Genomic DNA, 17878 nt, shown 5'->3' with positions numbered 1-17878 from the left:
AGCCTAGGCTGCCTGCGGCAGCGCCGACCCCAGCTTTTCCAGCAAATGATCGCACTGGAAGACGGACAGGGTCTGGCGCTGCTTATCCGTGCCGATATCGATCATTTCATCCATTTCGCTGCGCAAGTCGTCATGCTCTCCCGTGCGGATGATTTGCGGCGCCGCAAAGCGCTGGCTGTCGGAAATCGTCATGATGTTATCGACATGGTCGACGAGAAAACCGTAGCGCTCGGCGCCCCGTTCCACGATCAGGATCTTGCCCGCGCTGGCGTCCGGCAAGGCCGGCATCGCATACAGCTGGCGCAAGTCGATGATGCTGATCATTTGCTGGCGTAAATTCAGCATGCCGCGCATGCAGGCCGGCATGCCCGGCGGGGTGGTGATGGCGCCGCTGAAATCGATGATTTCGCGTACTTGTCCGATTTCCACGGCGAAGCGGGTTTCCACCGTAAACGTGATGTAGACGCGGCGCTGCGCCTTGCGCGTGGCGGCGGTGGCCGTTTCCGGGTCGCTGGGGTACAGGCGCGCGTGGCCGTCGCGCATTTCGACGATCTCCGCCTGCGACAAGATGCCCTTGTGGTCGAGGAAAATGATGTCGCCCAGGCCTTCTTTCGTGATGCAGCCGGCAAACATGGCGGCGCGCGCCTTGCTCAGCAGGGGAATCGGCAGCACCTCGTCGCCAAAGAAATGCACGATGCTGTCGACGGAGTCGACGAGGAAGCCCACGGTCGTATCATCGAGGCGCACGACGATGATGCGCTGGTCGCTGGTCGCCGCCGTGCCGGACCCGGCCGCCTGCAGCAGGGCGCCGAAGTCGACGACGGCCACCTGGCTGCCGCGAAAATGCATGCGCCCGAGGCACAGTTCGCTGTTCAGCAGGGAGCTGTGCAGTTCCGGCACGCGGATGATTTCCTGGATGGCCAGCATTTCGAAGGCAAACGTGGCGCCGGCCGCATGGAAGCTGACGCACTGCCGGCGTTCGCTTTGCGCATGGTAGCGGGCCGAACTCAGCTTGGCGCCCGTGGCCTGCAGGGCCAGCACATGGGGTACGTTTTCGATGCGCAGCAGGGCGTGCGGGTCGAGTACCTGCAGCAGGCGCGCGCCGCCGTCCTGCAGGATCGTGCCGGCGATGACGGCGTGGCTGTCGCCGGCCGCATACTGCAGGGCGCTGCGGGCGCTGGCGGGCACGCGCAGGATTTCGCCCGTATCCTGGAAGACGATGCCGATCAGCACCTGCTGGAAGTCGAGGATGGCGATCTTGTCCGTGGCCACGGCGCGCGGCGCGTCGGCGCGGAACAAGCGGCCCAGGTTGACCACCGGAATGACGCTGCCGCGCAAGGTGAACATGCCTTCCAGGTACGCGGGCGACAGGGGCAGGGCGGTGACTTTGGCGGGGTAGTTCACCACTTCGCGGATGCAGCTGGCGGGCAGGGCGAATTCATCGTCGCCCAGGTGGAAGGAGCCGAACAGTTCGGTGGCCGTGTCGCTGGCGCCCTGCGCTTGCAAGCCCGTTGCTTCATGCATATCCATATGCGCCTTCCTTGCGTGGAATCAATTCGGGTTGTGCCACCACATCGGTGACGGCATAGCTGTGCCGGGCGCAATCGATCAGCAACTGGCGCCCATGGCGGCCGCCCAGCGCGCAAAAACTGACGTGCAAGCCGCACTGGTCCAGGTATTTTTGCGCCGCTTCCGCGTTTTGCCGGCCCACTTGCAAGCGCCCGTTGCGCGGGCCAAACATGCTGGCGCCGCCCGCCAGCACCACTTCGATATCGGCGTAATCGGCCTGGCGCACGCCCATCAGGCGCAGCAGCGAGGGCACGGCCTGGCTCACATAGCGTGCATTCGGAGCGCCAGGGGCGCCGGCGGTACCGGGCGCTTCCGGCAGCAGGCAGTGGGCCAGGCCGCAGCACGGGCCATTCTTCCAGATGAAACCGATGCCGATGCAGGAGCCGAGCAAGGCTTGCAGCTGCTCGCCCTGCGTGCCCACGCTGAGTTGCCCCATGCCAACATGGTGCAGCGGCAAGCTAGGGTCGATGATGATGTTCATGCGCTACCCGCCTTATAAATCATGGGAAACTCGAATTGATAGCCGGTGCCGAGGCGGGCGATGGTTTCCGACTCGCCCAGGATCAGCCGGCCCTCGTCCTTCAGGCTCAGGCGCGCCTGGCGCAGCACGGTTTCCTGGTGCTCGGCGTCGAAATAGATCAGCACGTTGCGCAGGAAGACCAGGTCGAAGCGCTGGGCCGGGCGCAGCGCTTCCAGCAGATTATGCTGGGCAAAGCTGACGTGCTGGCGCAACTCCTCGTTCACCTTGACGCCGTACGGCGCGGGCGTGAAATATTTGCGCAGCAAGTCCGGATGCGACAGGCGGATGCGCTCGACGGAGCGGCCGCTGTACTGGCCGGCCCGCGCCGCGCCCAGGATCTGCTGCGAAATGTCGCTGGCCAGGATCTGGTAGCGGAAGGCGGGCGCCTGCTGCTTGAATTGCTCGCACAGCATGGCGATCGAATACAGTTCTTCGCCGCTGGCGGCGGCCGCCGACCAGATGGCGAGGCAGCCGTCCGGATGCGCGCGGGCCCAGGCGGGCAGGTAGCGGTCGCGGAAGTAATCCCAGATGGATGGCGTGCGGAAGAACAGGGTGTCGTTGGTGGTCACCAGGTCGATGAAATGGGCCACCTCGTCGCGGTCGCTGGCCACGCGGTCCAGGTAGGCCTGGTAGCTGTGCAGGGACAGCGCCTGCAGCCGTGGCTGCAAGCGCCGTTCCAGCAAGACGCTCTTGCGCGCCGTCATGGCGATGCCCGTATGCTGGCGCACCAGCGCGATCAGGGTCGTCAGCACCTCGGGCGTCAAGGTGGCCGCGTGGCTCATGGCCTACACCACGAAGCCGGAGACAGTCTGGTTCAGGCTGCCCGCGCGCTCGTTCAAGCCATCCGTCGAGCGGGCGATGCTGTCGCAGTTGGCGGCCGACTTTTCCGTTTCCTCGGCAATGTACTGGATCGCCGTGGAGACTTCGCGCGCCGTCAGCAGCTGCTCGTTGGCCGCCTTCGAGATGTCCGAGATGGCCAGGGTGGTCTTCGCCACGCCCGAGACGATCTTGTCGAAGGCGTCGCTGGCCTGGCGGGAGATTTCGCTGCCCGTCGAGACGCGCTTGACGGATTCGTTGATCAGCTTGGAAATTTCCTTGGTCGCCTGCGAAGAGCGCTCGGCCAGCTTGCGCACCTCGTCGGCGACGACGGAAAAGCCCAGGCCGTGCTCGCCCGCGCGGGCCGCCTCGATGGCCGCATTGAAGGCCAGCATGTTCGTCTGGTTGGCGATTTCGCTGATCACCTTGACGATTTCGCCGATGTCTTCCGACGAGCGGTTGATCAAGTCCATCGCTTCGATCGACTTGGCGACGGCGCGCGCGCCCGCTTCCGCTTCCTGCTGCGTGGCTTTCGCCAGGTAATCGGCGTTCGAAGTGTTTTCCGCGATGGAATTGATGGAAAAGGTCAGGCCGTCGATGGAGGCGTTCATTTCTTCCACCGTGGCGCCCAGCGCCTGCGTGCCCACGGCCACGCCCGTGGCCCGTTCCGCGATCGCGTGCGAGGCGTCGGCAAAGCCGTTCGCCGCCGACACCACGTTGCCGATCACGCCGCGCAAGTCGATGATCATCTTGCTGATGCCGCCGGCCAGCAGGTCGATCGGCTCGTCGCCCTCGGGCACGATATTGCAGGTCAGGTCGCCTTGCGCCGCGCGCGCCACCGATTCGAGCAGGGCATTGACCTTGCGGCTGTCGTTGGCGGCCTTGGACTGGATGCTGTTTTCCAGGTTCACCTGTTCGCTGATGTCGATGGCGAACTTGACCACCTTATACGGCTTGCCGTTGAGGTCCAGGATGGGGTTGTAGGTGGCTTGTATCCACACCACCTTGCCATGGTTGCCCAGGCGCTTGTAGCGGCCCGCGTCGAATTCGCCGCGGTTGAGCTTTTGCCAGAATTTCTTGTACTCGGCGCTGCTCGCATACTCGGGTTCGCAAAACATGCGGTGGTGCTCGCCCTTGATATCGCTCAAGTCATAGTCCATGACGGCGAGGAAATTGTCGTTCGCGTCCAGCACATTGCCCTGCATGTCGAATTCGATTACGGCCTGCGCCTTGCCGATGGCGCTGACCTTGCCTTCGTACTCGGCGTTGCGCTTTTTCAGGGCCGTGACGTCGCTGGCGAACTTGACCACCTTGAAGGGCCGGCCTTCCGTATCGAAAATGGGGTTGTACGAGGCGTTGAGCCAGATTTCGCGGCCGTCCTTGGTGACGCGCTTGTATTCGCCCGCGTCGAACTGGCCTTGCCCCAGCTTGTGCCAGAACTGCGCATAGTCGTCGCTGTTGGCGTAGTCGGGCAGGCAAAACATGCGGTGGTGCTTGCCCTTGATCTCGTCGAGCGTGTAGCCGACGGACTTGAGGAAATTGTCGTTGGCGTCGAGGATGGTGCCGTCGAGCCGGAATTCGATCACGGCCTGGGCCTTGCTGATGGCGTCGATCTTGCCTTCGTAATCGGCGTTGCGGCGCTTGGTGGCCGTGATGTCGGTGGCAAACTTGATGACTTTATATGGTTTGCCGTCCGCGTCGAGGATGGGGTTGTAGGATGCGTTGATCCACACTTCGCGCCCATCCTTGGCGCGGCGCTTGTATTCGCCATGGTCGAACTCGCCGCGTCCCAGCTTGGCCCAGAAGTTGCTGTATTCATCCGTCTTGACATATTCGGGGTCGCAGAAGATGGCATGGTGCTTGCCTTGCACTTCCGCCAGGGTATAGCCGACGACGCGCAGGAAATTGTCGTTCGCATGCAGGATGGTGCCGTCGAGTTCGAATTCGATCACGGCCTGGACACGGTTCAATGCAGTATTTATCGCTTGTAAGTCCAGATCCTGGGAGTGGCTGACATGGCTGGCTGCGTCCATAGTATTTCCTTCGGGGTGAGAAGAGGAATGGGAACGATAATGCCGCTGCTATTACTTTTACTGCTATCCATAAAAGGCAGCAATGTTATTGCCGCGGTCGACATCTGGTGATAATCGGTGAGAATGTGCGCGCAGAGCGGCCGCCAGTGTTTTTCCTGCGGTATGCCTTATTGTAGATAAATTGTAGAGTATTGATTTGTATCAACAATTTTATTATTCCTCAGCATCTGGCGAAAAACAAGGGGCGGGAATAAATAATGTAAAAACTGTCGTAATTGGCCCATGCCGGCATATAACAAACGCATTTCCTTGCATAATAAAACGGCGTTATTATTATTGTGCTTTTATTATTTAAATGAATATTCAAGTGATAGCTTCTACTGGACCTTGCTGCATGCAGCAGAATCTTTCCGCAAATGATGTTGTACCATGGCGTACCATGCTGGCGCCGGCGCGCGCACGACAAAAATAATACGAGCGTTCTTTTATGCGGTATAGTGCAGCTTCATCCCTTGCAACCACCTCATCGCCAAGCAAAAACCTATAGACCAACAAGGAAGAGACATGAGTGCTGAATATCAAGTGAACGGCGCCGTTGCCGTCATTACCCTGGCCAACCCGCCCGTCAACGGCCTGGGCCTGGCGACGCGCACGGCCGCCGTGGCCGGCATCCGCCAGGCGCTGGCGGACGAGTCCGTCAAAGCCATCGTCATCACGGGCGCCGGCAAGGCCTTTTCGGGCGGCGCCGATATCAAGGAATTCAATTCGCCCAAGGCGCTCACGGAACCAACGCTGCACACCTTGATCAATGTCGTCGAGCAATCGACCAAGCCCGTGGTGGCAGCCATCCACAGCGTCTGCATGGGTGGCGGCCTGGAGCTGGCGCTGGGCTGCAACTACCGCGTGGCCGCGCCTGGCGCGCAGATGGCCTTGCCGGAAGTCAAACTCGGCATCTTGCCGGGCGCGGGCGGCACGCAGCGCCTGCCGCGCGTGCTGGGCCTGGAAATGGCCTTGAACATGATCGTCTCGGGCACGCCCGTGGCGTCCGAAAAACTGGCCGGCACGGCCCTGTTCGATGAAGTCATCGCGCCCGGCGCGGACTTGCTGGCCGCCGCCGTGGCCTTCGCCACGAAAGTGGGCGACGTGCGTCCGCTGCCGAAAGTGCGCGAGCGCAAGGTTGACTACCCGAACCACGAAGCGTTCCTGCAATTTTCGCGCAATACCGTGAAAGCCATGTCCGGCCCGTTCCCCGCACCGCTGAAATGCGTCGATGCCGTGGCGGCCGCAGTGACGATGAAATTCGACGAGGGCTTGAAGTACGAGCGCGAACTGTTCATGCAGCTGGTGCAGTCGCCGGAATCGAAAGCCCTGCGCCACGCCTTCTTTGCCGAGCGCGTCGCCAGCAAGGTGCCCGACGTGCCGGCCGACACGCCCGTGCGCACCATCGCCAGCGCGGCCATCGTCGGCGCCGGCACCATGGGCGGCGGCATCGCCATGAATTTCGCCAACGCGGGCATCCCCGTGACCTTGCTGGAAACGAAGCAGGAAGCGCTGGACAAGGGCCTGGCCACCATCCGCAAGAATTATGAAAACACGGTCAAGAAGGGCAAATTGACGCAGGAGAAGGCCGAGCAGCGCATCTCGCTCGTTTCCGGCACGTTGGCGTATGCGGACATCGCGCAGGCGGACATCGTCATCGAAGCCGTCTTCGAAGAGCTGGGCGTGAAGGAAACTGTCTTCAAGCAGCTGGACGCCGTCATGAAGCCGGGCGCCATCCTCGCCTCGAACACCTCGACCCTGGACCTGGACAAGATCGCCGCGTTCACCCAGCGCCCGCAGGACGTGGTCGGCACGCATTTCTTCAGCCCGGCGAACGTCATGAAACTGCTGGAAATCGTCCGCGGCAAGGAAACGGGCAAGGATGTGCTGGCCACGGCGCTGGCGCTGTCGAAAAAGCTGAAAAAGACGGGCGTCGTTTCCGGCGTGTGCGACGGTTTCATCGGCAACCGCATGATCGAGCAATACAGCCGCCAAGCCGGTTTCCTGCTGGAAGAAGGCTGCCTGCCCGAGCAGGTCGACAAGGCCGTCGAGAAATTCGGTTTTGCCATGGGCCCGTTCCGCATGGGCGACCTGGCCGGCAACGACATCGGCTGGGCCATCCGCAAGCGCCGCTACGTGGAAAAACCGGAAGTGACGTATTCGAAGACGGCCGACCTGCTGTGCGAACTGGGGCGCTATGGCCAGAAGACGGGCGCCGGCTGGTACGACTACAAGCCGGGCGACCGCAAGGCTTACGCCTCGGAACAGGTCAACGCCATGATAGTCCAGCATTCCGCCGACATCGGCGTGGCGCGGCGCAAGATCAGCGACCAGGAAATCGTCGAGCGGCTCGTGTATGCGCTGGTCAACGAAGGCGCGCGCATCCTGGAGGAGGGCATCGCCCTGCGCGCCTCGGACATCGACATGGTGTATCTGACGGGCTACGGCTTCCCGCTGTTCCGCGGTGGCCCCATGTTCTACGCGGACACGGTCGGCTTGCCGAACGTGCAGGGCGCGATCGCTGGCTACGCGAAAGGCCGCCACGGCGAAGCGTGGACGCCGGCGCCCCTGCTGGTGAAGCTGGCGGGCGAAGGCAAGGGTTTCAATAGCTGATGTTGGGCTGTTGACTGACAAAGGGCAGATTTCTCTGCCCTTTTTTTATTTCTTCTTCGCTACCATCTTGACCGCTTCGTTGACGATGACGGGGTTGTCCTTCTGGATGTAGTAGCCGGCGCCCGTGATGCGCTCGATGGCCGGCGCGCCGGACAGGCGCTGCCAATCCTTTTCCTGGGCCCGTACCACGTTTTCAAACGAGCCCATTTCCTCGATGCCGAACTTGTCGCGCACCAGCAGCATGGCGGGCACGCGCAGCGGGCTGCCCATGTCGACGTGCTGCAGACATTGCGTCTGGGCATCAAATTCGGCCGATTCCGTACTGTTGAACATCAGCTTGCGCCGCGTCTTGACGAGCATGGCGTAGGTGGATGCGTCCGTCTGCAGGCGGTTCCATTGCTGCGGGTGCGTGGGATCGAGCAAGACCAGGCCGGCCACGTCCTGCGGGTACAGCCTCGCATACACATACTGGTACAGCCCGCCCAAGCCATGGCCGACCAGCACATACGGCGGTTTCAAGCCCGCTTGCGCCAGCAGGGCGCGCTGCTGGGCAGCGATGGTGCACGGGTCGCGCGGCGTGGTGGTTTTCTTGCTGTCGCCGTAGCCGGGGCGGTCGTACACGAGCACGCGGTGCTGCTTGGACACTTCGGGCGCCACCTTGGCCCACACATCCTTGCCGTCGCCCATGCCAGACTGGAACACGACGGGCACGCCGCCCTGGCCGCTCACGGTGTAGGCGATGCTGGCGTCGGGCAGGGCGGCGGTAGCCGGCACGCCGGGCATGACCGGGGGCGATGGCAACAGAGAGCAGCCGGAAAAACAGCCTGCCAGCAGCAAGCCGGCGCTGGAGAGGAGCATGGTGCGCGCGGGGCGGCCGACGAATAGATGATGCATGAATCTCCTTCTTGGTGCAGGGACCGGGGACCGGTATGGCGTGCCAGCCATTATAGGCAAATCGTCACGAAGTGGAAATGCCGAACAGAGGCGGATTTCCCGTCCTGTCAGCCGGCGTCGGCGCGGTGGCAGACGGCTTCGATGCGGTTGCCGTCCGGATCGAACAAAAAGGCCGCGTAATAGCTGGCGTGATAGTGGCGCAAGCCGGGCGCGCCCAGGTCGATGCCGCCCTGCGCCAGTCCCGCGTGCCAGAACGCTTCCACTGCCGCGCGCGAGGGGGCCTTGAAGCAGCAATGGCGGCGCGGCGCGTCGTCGGGCGCGGGGCCCAGGCGCACGGAAAAATAGCTGCGTTCGGGGTGTTCGGCATCGCTGCGTTCGCCATAGCCTATCCACGCATTGGCATGGTCGCTGCCCACCTTGGGCACGCCGAGCGCGGCGAAGATGGCGTCGTAGAAGCGCTCGGCGCGTTCCAGGTCGCTGACGGTGAGGGAAACGTGGTCGAGCATGGTCACTCCGCAGTAAAAACAAGGACGGCCATAGCATAGCCCGGATCAGGGCGGCCGTGGGCGGGAGTGACCGAGTGATACTGCCGGTGGCCGACTGCCGGTTAAGGGCGGCGGACGCACGCACATGGCGCATCGGCCGGGCAGGCGGGGCAGCGTGGCGCCGGACGCGCCAGGCGGGCCACAATCGTGCGGCTGAACAGCTGCACGCGGGGCGCGAACAGCATCACGGCGCAGAAGGCCACGGGCCAGGCGGCAAAGAACGCGTGGCGCCAGCGGGGCAGGAAGTCGGCCTGCAGGCCGATATTCAGCCAGGTGACCCAGGCGCTCATCAGCAGGGTCATGACCAGCGACATCAGGAAGGCAAATACACAACGCAAACGCAGGGCTTCGGACATGGGACACTTTCAAAATGGTAAGGAAAGGGCAGCGTAACAACTTGCAGCAATCTATACTAGAGCCATATTTTTAATTTCAAATTCCGAAAATGCAATCATGCTCGATGATTTAGCCCTGTTTGTTTCCATTGTCGAGGCGGGCAGCCTGCATGCGGCGGCTGTCAAGGAAGACTTGCCCGCCGCGACCGTCACGCGCCGGCTGCAAAAGCTGGAAAGCCAGCTCGGTTACCGCTTGCTCAACCGCAGCGCGCGCCGCTTGCAGCCGACGGCGGAAGGCTGGCAATACTACGAGCAGTGCCGTCCTTTGGTCCATGCCCTGCGGCAAGCCACGCAGCAGCTCGACGCCAGCCTGTCGGCCGTCTCGGGCAGCATCCGCGTGCTGGCGCCCGTCAACTTCGCCAGCGGCTTGCTGACGCCGGCCTGGGTCAGCTTCATGCAGAAGTATCCTGACATCCGCCTGGAGCTGGAACTGTCGAACCTGCTGCAAGACCTGGTGGGCAGCGGCGCCGACCTGGCCATCCGCGTGGGCGCGCTCGACGATTCTTCGCTGATGCAGCGCCGGCTGGGCAGCGCCGCGCTGGTGATGGTGGCCGCGCCCGGCTACCTGGCGCGCGCCGGCGTGCCGCGCGACTTGCAGGAGCTGGAAAAGCACGAGCTGATCGTGGCCGAACCGCTGCGCACCTGGCGCTTGCGGCGGCCCGGCGACGGCGCCGAAATGGTGATCGAACCGCAGGCGCGCCTGCGCGTGAACGAGATGCGCCTGGCCGTGGAGATGGCCGACGCGGGCATCGGCATCCTGCTGTGTCCGCTTCTGCAATGCCGCGACGAAGTGGCCAGCGGCAGCCTGGTGCGCGTGCTGCCCGACTGGATGCCGCAGCCGCGCCACGTGTACGCCGTGTGGACACAGCGGCGCTACCTGCCGGCCCGCGTGCGCGTGCTGCTCGAGCACCTGGCGGCGTTTGCGGCCGGCAATCCGCTGTTGAACGAGGAGCCGGGCGTTTAGCTTGTCTGTTGCTGCGCCAGCCACAGCGTGAACTGGCGCAGCGCTGGCGTAAAACCGCTGGCTGGCGCGGCACCGGGCCTGGCCTGGGCCAGGAAATACGCGATGGGCGCCTGCATGGCGGGATAGCGGCGCAGCAACAGCGCGACATGCTCGTCCAGGCTGGCGGGCCAGCCGGGATCGCCATCCTGGCGCAGCAGGTTGCAGGAACGGATCAGCTTGCGCGACGCTTCGCGCTGCAGGCGGGCGATGGCGGCAGGGTCGCGCTCGTCATCGAGGCGCCGCGCATAATCGTCCAGCACGCGGGCAAAGTCGCCATTCACGGCCAGGGCGATGGCGCGCGAGGGTGCGAACGGCGCAAAGTGCGGCGCCAGGTCCTCGCCCCACAGGCAGCGGCACTGGTGCTTGAGCCAGTAGCCCCAGCTGTACAGGTGCTCCGGCGCCAGCACCTGGGCCCGGTGGCCGATATCGAAATCGATTTTCAGTACTTCCCGGTGGCGTGCCTGCAGGGCCAGGCGCAGCGCTTCCAGCGTTTCCAGTTGCGGCGGCGTGGGCGGCTGGCGCAGCACCAGGGTCAGGTCGAGGTCGGACACCCCCGGCGTGGCATCGCCGCGGGCGATGCTGCCGTACAGGTAGATGCCGTCCAGCAAGTGACCGGCGTGCGCAGCCAGGCTGGCGCAGACGTCTTGCAGCAAGGCGTCGAATTGGTGCTGCAGCGGGCCGCAGGGGGCGGGGGCGATGGTCGGCATGCCTGGAGATGGGTCCGGTAAGAGAAACTTCCACCATAGCATGCAGTGGCGCGCGCGCAGGTAATCCTTTCTAATAAGTAATACCGAGCGCTTGTACTTTTCGTCAAGATCGCGTTAAGATAAAGCTGCCCGCTTATCCAGTGGGCAATCTGGTGTTTTTCGCGCAATCCCGTCCCTATCCATGAGAGTAGCAATGAAATATCTGATCATTCCCTTCTTGCTGGCCATTACTGGCTGTGAAGTACTGTATGACGCAAACCGGGACAAGATCGGCGAGTATTGCAACAGCCTCAATAATTTTGACGACCGCAACGCCTGCCGCAAGCGCAACCAGACCAGCTACCAGGAATACGTGCAGCAGCGCGACCAGCTGAAAAAGAAAAACGACAAGTAAGCCTGCCGCCATAGACGCCACATAAAAAAACGCCGCTGACCAGTCAGCGGCGTTTTGCTTTGCGGACCCCGGTCTTGCGGCCGGGGCTGGCATCCATTTAATCGTCGGCGTAGATATTGTTGTCCTTGGTTTCCTTGACGAACAGGGTGCCGATCACGACAGTCGCCAGGGCGACGACGATCGGATACCACAGGCCATAATAAATGTCGCCCTTGAAGGCCACCAGCGCGAAGGCCGTGGTCGGCAGCAAGCCGCCGAACCAGCCGTTACCGATATGGTAGGGCAGGGACATCGAGGTGTAGCGGATACGCGTCGGGAACATTTCCACCAGCATGGCGGCGATCGGGCCATACACCATGGTCACGTACAGCACCAGGATGAAGAGCAGCAAGACGACCATCGGCTTGTTGATCTGGTCCGGATCGGCTTTCGCAGGGTAGCCCGCTTCCTTGATGCCGGCGCCCAGTTCTTTCTTCAGCGCCGCTTCGTGGGCCTTGCTGTCCGCATCGAAGTTCAGGCCGTCCGGCGTCATGACGGCGTTGAACGAGCTAAATTCCTTCGTACCGATGCGCACCTTGGCGATGCTGCCGGCCGGCGCGTCTTCCTTCGTGTAGTTCACCGAGCTGTTCGACAGGAAGCCCGTGGCGATGTCGCACGACGATGGGAACTTCTTGGTACCCGTCATGTTGAACTGGAAGTGGCAGGAAGCCGGATCGGCCACGACCACCACTGGCGAGTTCTTCAGTGCCGCTTCCAGCTGCGGGTTGGCGAAGTGGGTCAGGCCGTTGAAGATCGGGAAGTAGGTGGCCGCGGCGATCAGGCAGCCGCCGAGGATGATGTACTTGCGGCCGATGCGGTCGGACAGGCTGCCGAAGAACAGGAAGAACGGCGTGGCCAGCAGCAGGGCGACGGCGACGAGCACGTTGGCCGTTGCCAGGTCCACCTTCAGGGTCTGGATCATGAAGAACAGGGCGTAGAACTGGCCCGTGTACCACACGACTGCCTGGCCGGCGGTCAGGCCGATCAGGGCCAGGATGACGATCTTCAGGTTTTTCCACTTGCCGAACGCTTCCGTCAGCGGGGCTTTCGAGGTCTTGCCCTCGGCCTTCATCTTGGCAAACGCCGGCGATTCATTCATGGCCAGGCGGATCCACACGGAAATACCCAGCAGGATGACGGAGACGAGGAAGGGAATGCGCCAGCCCCACGCCTCGAAATCCTTCTCGCCGGTGGCCAGGCGGGTGCCCAGGATGACCATCAGCGACAGGAAGAAGCCCAGGGTTGCCGTCGTCTGTATCCACGCCGTGAACGCGCCGCGCTTGCCTTCAGGCGCATGCTCGGCCACATACGTGGCTGCGCCGCCGTATTCGCCGCCCAGCGCCAGGCCTTGCAGGATGCGCAGGATGACGAGGATGATCGGTGCGGCGATGCCGATGGACGCATGGCCCGGCAGCAAGCCGACGATGAAGGTGGAGCCGCCCATGATCAGAATGGTGATCAGGAAAGTGTACTTGCGGCCGATCATGTCGCCCAGGCGGCCGAAGACCAGCGCGCCGAACGGACGCACGATGAAGCCGGCGGCAAAGGCCAGCAGCGCGAAGATGAAGGTGGTGGTGGGGTCGCCGATGAAGAATTGCTTGGCGATGATCGATGCCAGCGAACCGTACAGGTAAAAATCGTACCATTCAAAGACGGTGCCCAAGGAGGATGCAAAGATGACCTTGCGTTCCTCTGGCGTAATCGGCGTTCCTTTGGTGGAAATTTTCCGTACGTCGGCAGAGCCGGATGGTGATGCCATGGTTTGTCTCCCTATGTTTTATAGTGAACCGTTGCCGCGGTCTTTTTGACCATTCTTGCAACAGCTGGAGGCGAGTGTGTTCTCCGAACCTTACGTCATGCTTGCTTGAAACTTACACCAAGCTTACAGTGCGCGTCATTTGCGCGGGGTAAAAAGACGGCGCAACTTTGCGAACGACCGTACTTAAATGTGCTATTCTGATTCCGTAGATATACCACCCGACCATATAACATTCCCACAAGGAGACACAGCATGAATGAAGCCGTCATCGTATCGACCGCCCGCACGGGCCTGGCCAAGTCCTGGAAGGGCGCGTTCAACATGACGCATGGCGCCACCCTGGGCGGCCATGTGCTGGCGGCCGCCGTCGAGCGCGCGCGCATCGAGGCGGAGGAAGTGGAAGACGTGCTGGTCGGCTGCGCCTTTCCCGAAGGCGCCACGGGCGGCAACATCGCGCGCCAGGTGGCCTTGCGCGGCGGCTGCCCCGTCACGACGGCCGGCATGACCGTCAACCGGTTTTGTTCCTCGGGCTTGCAAGCCATCGCCCTGGCGGCGCAGCGCATCATCGCCGGCGAAGGCGACATCTATGCGGCGGGCGGCGTGGAATCGATTTCCTGTGTGCAAAACGAGATGAATACGCATATGTACCGCGACGTCTGGCTGCAGCAGCACAAGCCGGAAGTGTATTGGCCCATGCTGCAGACGGCTGAAACCGTGGCCAAGCGCTACCAGATCTCGCGCGAACGCCAGGATGCCTACGGCGCGCAAAGTCAGCAGCGCGCCGCCGCGGCCCTGGCTGCCGGCCTGTTCGATGCGGAAATCGTGCCGATGACCACCGTCATGGGCGTGGCCGACAAGTCCAGCGGCATGCTGGTGTCGCGCGAAGTGACGATCTCGGCAGACGAAGGCATCCGCGCGGACACGACGTATGACGGCGTGGCGAAGATCCGCCCGGCCATTCCGGGCGGCGTCATCAGCGCCGGCAACGCCAGCCAGTTTTCCGATGGCGCTTCGATGGCCATCGTCATGAATGCGAAAGTGGCCGAAGCGAAAGGTCTGCAGCCGCTGGGCATCTTCCGCGGCTTCGCCGTGGCCGGTTGCGAACCCGATGAAATGGGCATCGGCCCCGTGTTTGCCATCCCGAAACTGCTGAAAAAGGCGGGCTTGACTGTAGCCGACATCGGTTTGTGGGAACTCAATGAAGCGTTCGCCGTGCAAGTGCTGTACTGCGCCGACACCCTGGGCATCCCCATGGACCGCCTGAACGTCAACGGCGGCGCGATCGCCGTCGGCCACCCGTACGGCGTGTCGGGCGCCCGCCTGACGGGCCACGCCTTGATCGAAGGCAAGCGCCGCGGCGTCAAATACGTGGTGGTGACCATGTGCATAGGCGGCGGGCAGGGCGCGGCCGGGCTGTTCGAAGTGCTGTGATATAGGTAAACCTAGTCTGTGGGCGGCTTCCAGGGCCGCCCGTTTGCATTTCGCACCCTGTTCCTGCAAGACGCGCCGATAGCGGTTACAGTAATGCTTCATTAATAAACAAGCAGCCTGCCGCCATGATCAAGCACATCGTTTTCTGGAAACTCAAAGACCACGCCGAAGGCGCCGACCGCGCCACCAATGCATTGAAACTGAAAGCCCTGCTCGATTCCTGCTCGGACCTGGTGCCGGGCATATTGAAATTCGAGGCAGCCGTGGCCCAGCCTGGCCTGGAAGCGACCTACGACATCGTGCTGTACAGCGAATTTGCCAGCCGCGAGGCGCTCGACGCTTACCAGAACCACCCCGAGCACGTGAAAATCAAGCCATTCTTTGGCGCCGTGCGGGAAGCCAGACAGTGTATGGACTACGAAGTGTAAATCCGGGGTCAGTCGCTTCGCGATCGGAATGCGTCCCATTGGGACGTATTCCCCCGCGGGGTCTGACCCCAGCTCTTGCGTTACGGGCTAAATTCTGAACTTCCCCCCACAAACAGGATCCCATATGACCACATACCAACGCATCGTCCTCGCCTCGCGCCCCGCCTCCAACGAGGAAGTGCAGCCGGCACATTTCCGCCTGGAAACCAAAGAGATTCCCGCCATCCAGGATGGCGAATTGCTGGTGCGCAACCAGTACCTGTCGCTCGACCCCTATATGCGCGGGCGCATGAGCGCCAATAAAAGCTATGCGGCGCCGCAGGCGCTCGATGAAACCATGATAGGCGGCACGGTGGGTGTGGTGCTGGAATCGAAGCATCCGAAGTTTGCCGTGGGCGATACCGTCGTGGGCACTTTGGGCTGGACGGAAGTGGCCATATCGGACGGCACCATGCTGCGCAAGGTCGACACGACGCACATTCCCGCTTCCGCCTACCTGGGTTCCGTCGGCATGCCGGGCATGACGGCGTGGTATGGCTTGAACCAGATCATGGCGCCGAAAGCGGGCGAAACGGTGGTCGTGTCGGCCGCCAGCGGCGCCGTGGGCAGCGTCGTGGGTCAGTTGGCGAAATTGAAAGGTTGCAGAGTCGTCGGTATCGCCGGCGGCGCGGACAAGTGCGCGTATGTGGTGAATGAACTGGGTTTCGACGCCTGCGTCGATTACAAGGCGGGCAACTTGGCGTCCGACCTGGCGGCGGCCACGCCGGACGGCATCGACGCCATCTTTGAAAACGTGGGCGGCGCCATCTTCGATGCGGCCCTGGCGCGCACCAACGCGTTTGGCCGGATCGCCGTGTGCGGCTGGATCGCCGGCTACAACGGCGAACCGACGCCGCTCGACAATGCGCGCCTGATCCTCACCAACCGCCTCACCGTGCGCGGCTTCATCGTTTCCGAACAGCCGGAATTCTGGCCGCAAGGCTTGAGTGAGCTGGGCGCGCTGGTGGCGACGGGCAAGCTGACATTCCGCGAATCCGTCGCTGACGGCCTGGCCAGCGCGCCGGAAGCGTTCATCGGCCTCTTAAAAGGGCGCAACTTCGGCAAGCAACTGGTCAAGCTCAGCTGATCTCTCTGTGGAAAGGCAGGTCATGCGACAATTGCGGCCTGTCTCTTTCTACATTACACCATGACCAAGCACACCATCCGCCTCGGCGACTGGGCCACCCTGGGCCCTGACGCCACCGCCATCCGTTTTGAAGTTTTCGTCGATGAACAAAAAGTGCCGGCCGAGATCGAACTCGACGACATGGACGCCGTCTGCCTGCACGCCGTGGCCTATGACGATGCCAGCAACGCCATCGGCACGGGCCGGCTATTGCCTGACGGCCACATCGGCCGCATGGCCGTGCGCCAGCCGGGCCGGGGCACGGGCGTGGGCGGCGCCATTTTGACCTTGCTGATGGACAAAGCCCGCGAACGGGGCGATGCCGCCGTGGTGCTGAACGCGCAAACCGTGGCCGCGCCGTTCTATGCGCGCCACGGTTTTGTGCAGCAGGGGGAAGTATTCGAAGAGGCGGGGATTGCGCATGTGGAAATGCGCCTGCAGTTTGCTTGATTAATCAAGCAGGCGTGGTTCGCACGGCGTCCGCGAATACGGACGCCGCGCGGCTACGCTTAATTTTGCGCGTGGCTCTGGCGCCATTTGTCCAGAATCACGGCCAGCACGATCACGACGCCCTTGGCTACATACTGCCAGAACGACGACAGGCCCAGGATCGTCAAGCCATTGTTCATCACGCCGATGATCAGCGCGCCGATGACGGTGCCCCAGACGGAACCCACGCCGCCCATCAGGCTGGTGCCGCCCAGCACGACGGCCGCAATCGCATCGAGTTCATAACCGGTACCCCAGTTGCCGTTGGCCGCATACAGACGGCTGGCCGACATGGCGCCGCCCAGGCCCGCGAACAGGCCGCTGATCGTGTAGACAAACATCAAGACGAGACCGACCTTGATCCCCGTCAAACGGGCCGCCTGGATATTGCCGCCGACGGCATAGATATGCAGGCCCAGGGTGGTCTTGCGCAAGATGAACCACGTCAGCACGACGACGGCGGCCGCCAGCCAGATCAGCCAGGGCACGGCCAGGAAGCTGCCGTTGCCCATCCATTCGAAGCTTGGGATTTCCGTGTTCAGCACGCTGGTGCCGTCCGCCAGCAGGTAAGCGGCGCCGCGCAGGGCCGTCATGGTGCCGAGGGTCACGACGAAGGGGTTCAGGCCGACGAGGGCGACCAGCACGCCGTTCAGCGCGCCCAGCAGCAGGCCGACGATGAGGAAGGCGGGAATCGAGAAGCCGGCGAACTGGGCCGACAGCGACATCAGCATGCCTGCCACGGCAGAGACGGCCAGCACGGAGCCGACGGACAGGTCGATGCCGCTGGTCAAAATGACGAAGGTCATGCCGGACGCCAGCACGATGTTGATCGACACCTGGCGGAAGATGTTCATGGTGTTATTGCTGGTCATGAACGTGGACGTGCCGTCGGCCGAGAAATACACGGTCAAGCCATACATGGCCAGATAGAGCACCACCAGCACGGGCAGCATGCCCAGGCGGCGCATCAGGTTCGAGGCATTGAAGGGTTCGCCGGCGCGCGCCGCGCCGCGGGTGGTGCTAGTTGTCATCATGAGTC

The 17878-nt window shown here is 62.8% G+C and carries 17 protein-coding genes; 7 read left to right on the top strand and 10 right to left on the bottom strand.

Annotated features, from left to right (window positions below; all coding sequences use genetic code 11):
- Nucleotides 1-3: 3 nt before the first annotated feature.
- From O3299_RS07685 to O3299_RS07670, 4 genes are read right to left on the bottom strand one after another with little or no spacing between them, the layout of a single operon-like run.
- Nucleotides 4-1530, bottom strand: coding sequence for a chemotaxis protein CheW (locus tag O3299_RS07685; RefSeq protein ID WP_305061969.1), 1527 nt, complete (start codon nucleotides 1528-1530; stop codon nucleotides 4-6).
- Nucleotides 1517-2050, bottom strand: coding sequence for a chemotaxis protein CheD (locus O3299_RS07680; RefSeq protein WP_305061968.1), 534 nt, complete (start codon nucleotides 2048-2050; stop codon nucleotides 1517-1519). Before O3299_RS07680 ends, O3299_RS07685 begins: the two co-directional genes overlap by 14 nt.
- Entirely contained in the window at nucleotides 2047-2871 is an 825-nt protein-coding gene (locus O3299_RS07675) for a protein-glutamate O-methyltransferase CheR (protein WP_305061967.1), read from the bottom strand. Before O3299_RS07675 ends, O3299_RS07680 begins: the two co-directional genes overlap by 4 nt.
- Before the next feature lie 3 nt (nucleotides 2872-2874).
- Entirely contained in the window at nucleotides 2875-4875 is a 2001-nt protein-coding gene (locus tag O3299_RS07670; RefSeq protein WP_251348618.1) for a PAS domain-containing methyl-accepting chemotaxis protein, read from the bottom strand.
- A 627-nt stretch (nucleotides 4876-5502) separates the two neighbouring features.
- Between O3299_RS07670 and O3299_RS07665 the strand changes: the two genes are divergently transcribed.
- The gene (locus tag O3299_RS07665; RefSeq protein WP_305061966.1) at nucleotides 5503-7590 is read left to right on the top strand and encodes a 3-hydroxyacyl-CoA dehydrogenase NAD-binding domain-containing protein; all 2088 of its coding nucleotides are present in this window, start codon (nucleotides 5503-5505) and stop codon (nucleotides 7588-7590) included.
- 45 nt (nucleotides 7591-7635) lie between these two features.
- Here O3299_RS07665 and O3299_RS07660 read toward each other — a convergent pair whose 3' ends face one another.
- The 3 genes from O3299_RS07660 to O3299_RS07650 form a co-directional block, all read right to left on the bottom strand.
- Complete coding sequence (locus tag O3299_RS07660) at nucleotides 7636-8484, bottom strand: alpha/beta fold hydrolase (protein WP_305052053.1); 849 nt, start codon at nucleotides 8482-8484, stop codon at nucleotides 7636-7638.
- Between the two features lie 107 nt (nucleotides 8485-8591).
- Entirely contained in the window at nucleotides 8592-8990 is a 399-nt protein-coding gene (locus O3299_RS07655) for a VOC family protein (RefSeq protein WP_289904888.1), read from the bottom strand.
- A gap of 101 nt (nucleotides 8991-9091) precedes the next feature.
- The gene (locus tag O3299_RS07650; RefSeq protein WP_305052052.1) at nucleotides 9092-9385 is read right to left on the bottom strand and encodes a DUF2798 domain-containing protein; all 294 of its coding nucleotides are present in this window, start codon (nucleotides 9383-9385) and stop codon (nucleotides 9092-9094) included.
- Nucleotides 9386-9482: 97 nt separating this feature from the next.
- Between O3299_RS07650 and O3299_RS07645 the strand changes: the two genes are divergently transcribed.
- Nucleotides 9483-10388 carry a LysR family transcriptional regulator gene (locus O3299_RS07645; protein WP_305052051.1) on the top strand — a complete coding sequence of 302 codons (906 nt, stop codon included), beginning with the start codon at nucleotides 9483-9485 and terminating at the stop codon, nucleotides 10386-10388.
- Here the strand turns inward: O3299_RS07645 and O3299_RS07640 are convergent.
- Entirely contained in the window at nucleotides 10385-11134 is a 750-nt protein-coding gene (locus tag O3299_RS07640; protein WP_305061965.1) for a nucleotidyltransferase domain-containing protein, read from the bottom strand. The genes O3299_RS07645 and O3299_RS07640 overlap by 4 nt on opposite strands.
- A 193-nt stretch (nucleotides 11135-11327) precedes the next feature.
- Between O3299_RS07640 and O3299_RS07635 the strand changes: the two genes are divergently transcribed.
- Entirely contained in the window at nucleotides 11328-11528 is a 201-nt protein-coding gene (locus tag O3299_RS07635; protein ID WP_077404762.1) for a hypothetical protein, read from the top strand.
- 97 nt (nucleotides 11529-11625) lie between these two features.
- Here O3299_RS07635 and O3299_RS07630 read toward each other — a convergent pair whose 3' ends face one another.
- On the bottom strand, nucleotides 11626-13326 hold the full coding sequence (locus O3299_RS07630; protein ID WP_099667890.1) for an MFS transporter: 1701 nt from the start codon (nucleotides 13324-13326) through the stop codon (nucleotides 11626-11628).
- A 252-nt stretch (nucleotides 13327-13578) separates the two neighbouring features.
- Between O3299_RS07630 and O3299_RS07625 the strand changes: the two genes are divergently transcribed.
- The 4 genes from O3299_RS07625 (at nucleotide 13579) to O3299_RS07610 (ending at nucleotide 16800) form a co-directional block, all read left to right on the top strand.
- Entirely contained in the window at nucleotides 13579-14757 is a 1179-nt protein-coding gene (locus O3299_RS07625; protein WP_289904892.1) for an acetyl-CoA C-acyltransferase, read from the top strand.
- A gap of 125 nt (nucleotides 14758-14882) precedes the next feature.
- Complete coding sequence (locus O3299_RS07620) at nucleotides 14883-15185, top strand: Dabb family protein (protein ID WP_070288489.1); 303 nt, start codon at nucleotides 14883-14885, stop codon at nucleotides 15183-15185.
- 124 nt (nucleotides 15186-15309) lie between these two features.
- The gene (locus O3299_RS07615; protein WP_305061964.1) at nucleotides 15310-16311 is read left to right on the top strand and encodes an NADP-dependent oxidoreductase; all 1002 of its coding nucleotides are present in this window, start codon (nucleotides 15310-15312) and stop codon (nucleotides 16309-16311) included.
- Nucleotides 16312-16371: 60 nt separating this feature from the next.
- Nucleotides 16372-16800 carry a GNAT family N-acetyltransferase gene (locus O3299_RS07610; protein WP_305061963.1) on the top strand — a complete coding sequence of 143 codons (429 nt, stop codon included), beginning with the start codon at nucleotides 16372-16374 and terminating at the stop codon, nucleotides 16798-16800.
- A 59-nt stretch (nucleotides 16801-16859) separates the two neighbouring features.
- Here O3299_RS07610 and O3299_RS07605 read toward each other — a convergent pair whose 3' ends face one another.
- Nucleotides 16860-17870 carry a ribose ABC transporter permease gene (locus O3299_RS07605; protein WP_099408562.1) on the bottom strand — a complete coding sequence of 337 codons (1011 nt, stop codon included), beginning with the start codon at nucleotides 17868-17870 and terminating at the stop codon, nucleotides 16860-16862.
- Nucleotides 17871-17878 lie beyond the last annotated feature (8 nt).

Origin of the sequence: Janthinobacterium sp. SUN176 (genome assembly GCF_030587335.1) — a bacterium.
Classification (GTDB): Bacteria; Pseudomonadota; Gammaproteobacteria; order Burkholderiales; family Burkholderiaceae_D; genus Janthinobacterium; species Janthinobacterium kumbetense.
This window is presented reverse-complemented; position numbering and strand designations above follow the sequence as displayed.

Coding starts and splice junctions, on each gene's coding strand:
- O3299_RS07655 (WP_289904888.1), bottom strand. CDS start 8,990: ATGCTCGACCACGTTTCCCTCACCGTCAGCGACCTGGAACGCGCCGAG.
- O3299_RS07645 (WP_305052051.1), top strand. CDS start 9,483: ATGCTCGATGATTTAGCCCTGTTTGTTTCCATTGTCGAGGCGGGCAGC.
- O3299_RS07640 (WP_305061965.1), bottom strand. CDS start 11,134: ATGCCGACCATCGCCCCCGCCCCCTGCGGCCCGCTGCAGCACCAATTC.
- O3299_RS07660 (WP_305052053.1), bottom strand. CDS start 8,484: ATGCATCATCTATTCGTCGGCCGCCCCGCGCGCACCATGCTCCTCTCC.
- O3299_RS07685 (WP_305061969.1), bottom strand. CDS start 1,530: ATGGATATGCATGAAGCAACGGGCTTGCAAGCGCAGGGCGCCAGCGAC.
- O3299_RS07675 (WP_305061967.1), bottom strand. CDS start 2,871: ATGAGCCACGCGGCCACCTTGACGCCCGAGGTGCTGACGACCCTGATC.
- O3299_RS07635 (WP_077404762.1), top strand. CDS start 11,328: ATGAAATATCTGATCATTCCCTTCTTGCTGGCCATTACTGGCTGTGAA.
- O3299_RS07630 (WP_099667890.1), bottom strand. CDS start 13,326: ATGGCATCACCATCCGGCTCTGCCGACGTACGGAAAATTTCCACCAAA.
- O3299_RS07615 (WP_305061964.1), top strand. CDS start 15,310: ATGACCACATACCAACGCATCGTCCTCGCCTCGCGCCCCGCCTCCAAC.
- O3299_RS07605 (WP_099408562.1), bottom strand. CDS start 17,870: ATGACAACTAGCACCACCCGCGGCGCGGCGCGCGCCGGCGAACCCTTC.
- O3299_RS07620 (WP_070288489.1), top strand. CDS start 14,883: ATGATCAAGCACATCGTTTTCTGGAAACTCAAAGACCACGCCGAAGGC.
- O3299_RS07650 (WP_305052052.1), bottom strand. CDS start 9,385: ATGTCCGAAGCCCTGCGTTTGCGTTGTGTATTTGCCTTCCTGATGTCG.
- O3299_RS07665 (WP_305061966.1), top strand. CDS start 5,503: ATGAGTGCTGAATATCAAGTGAACGGCGCCGTTGCCGTCATTACCCTG.
- O3299_RS07610 (WP_305061963.1), top strand. CDS start 16,372: ATGACCAAGCACACCATCCGCCTCGGCGACTGGGCCACCCTGGGCCCT.
- O3299_RS07680 (WP_305061968.1), bottom strand. CDS start 2,050: ATGAACATCATCATCGACCCTAGCTTGCCGCTGCACCATGTTGGCATG.
- O3299_RS07625 (WP_289904892.1), top strand. CDS start 13,579: ATGAATGAAGCCGTCATCGTATCGACCGCCCGCACGGGCCTGGCCAAG.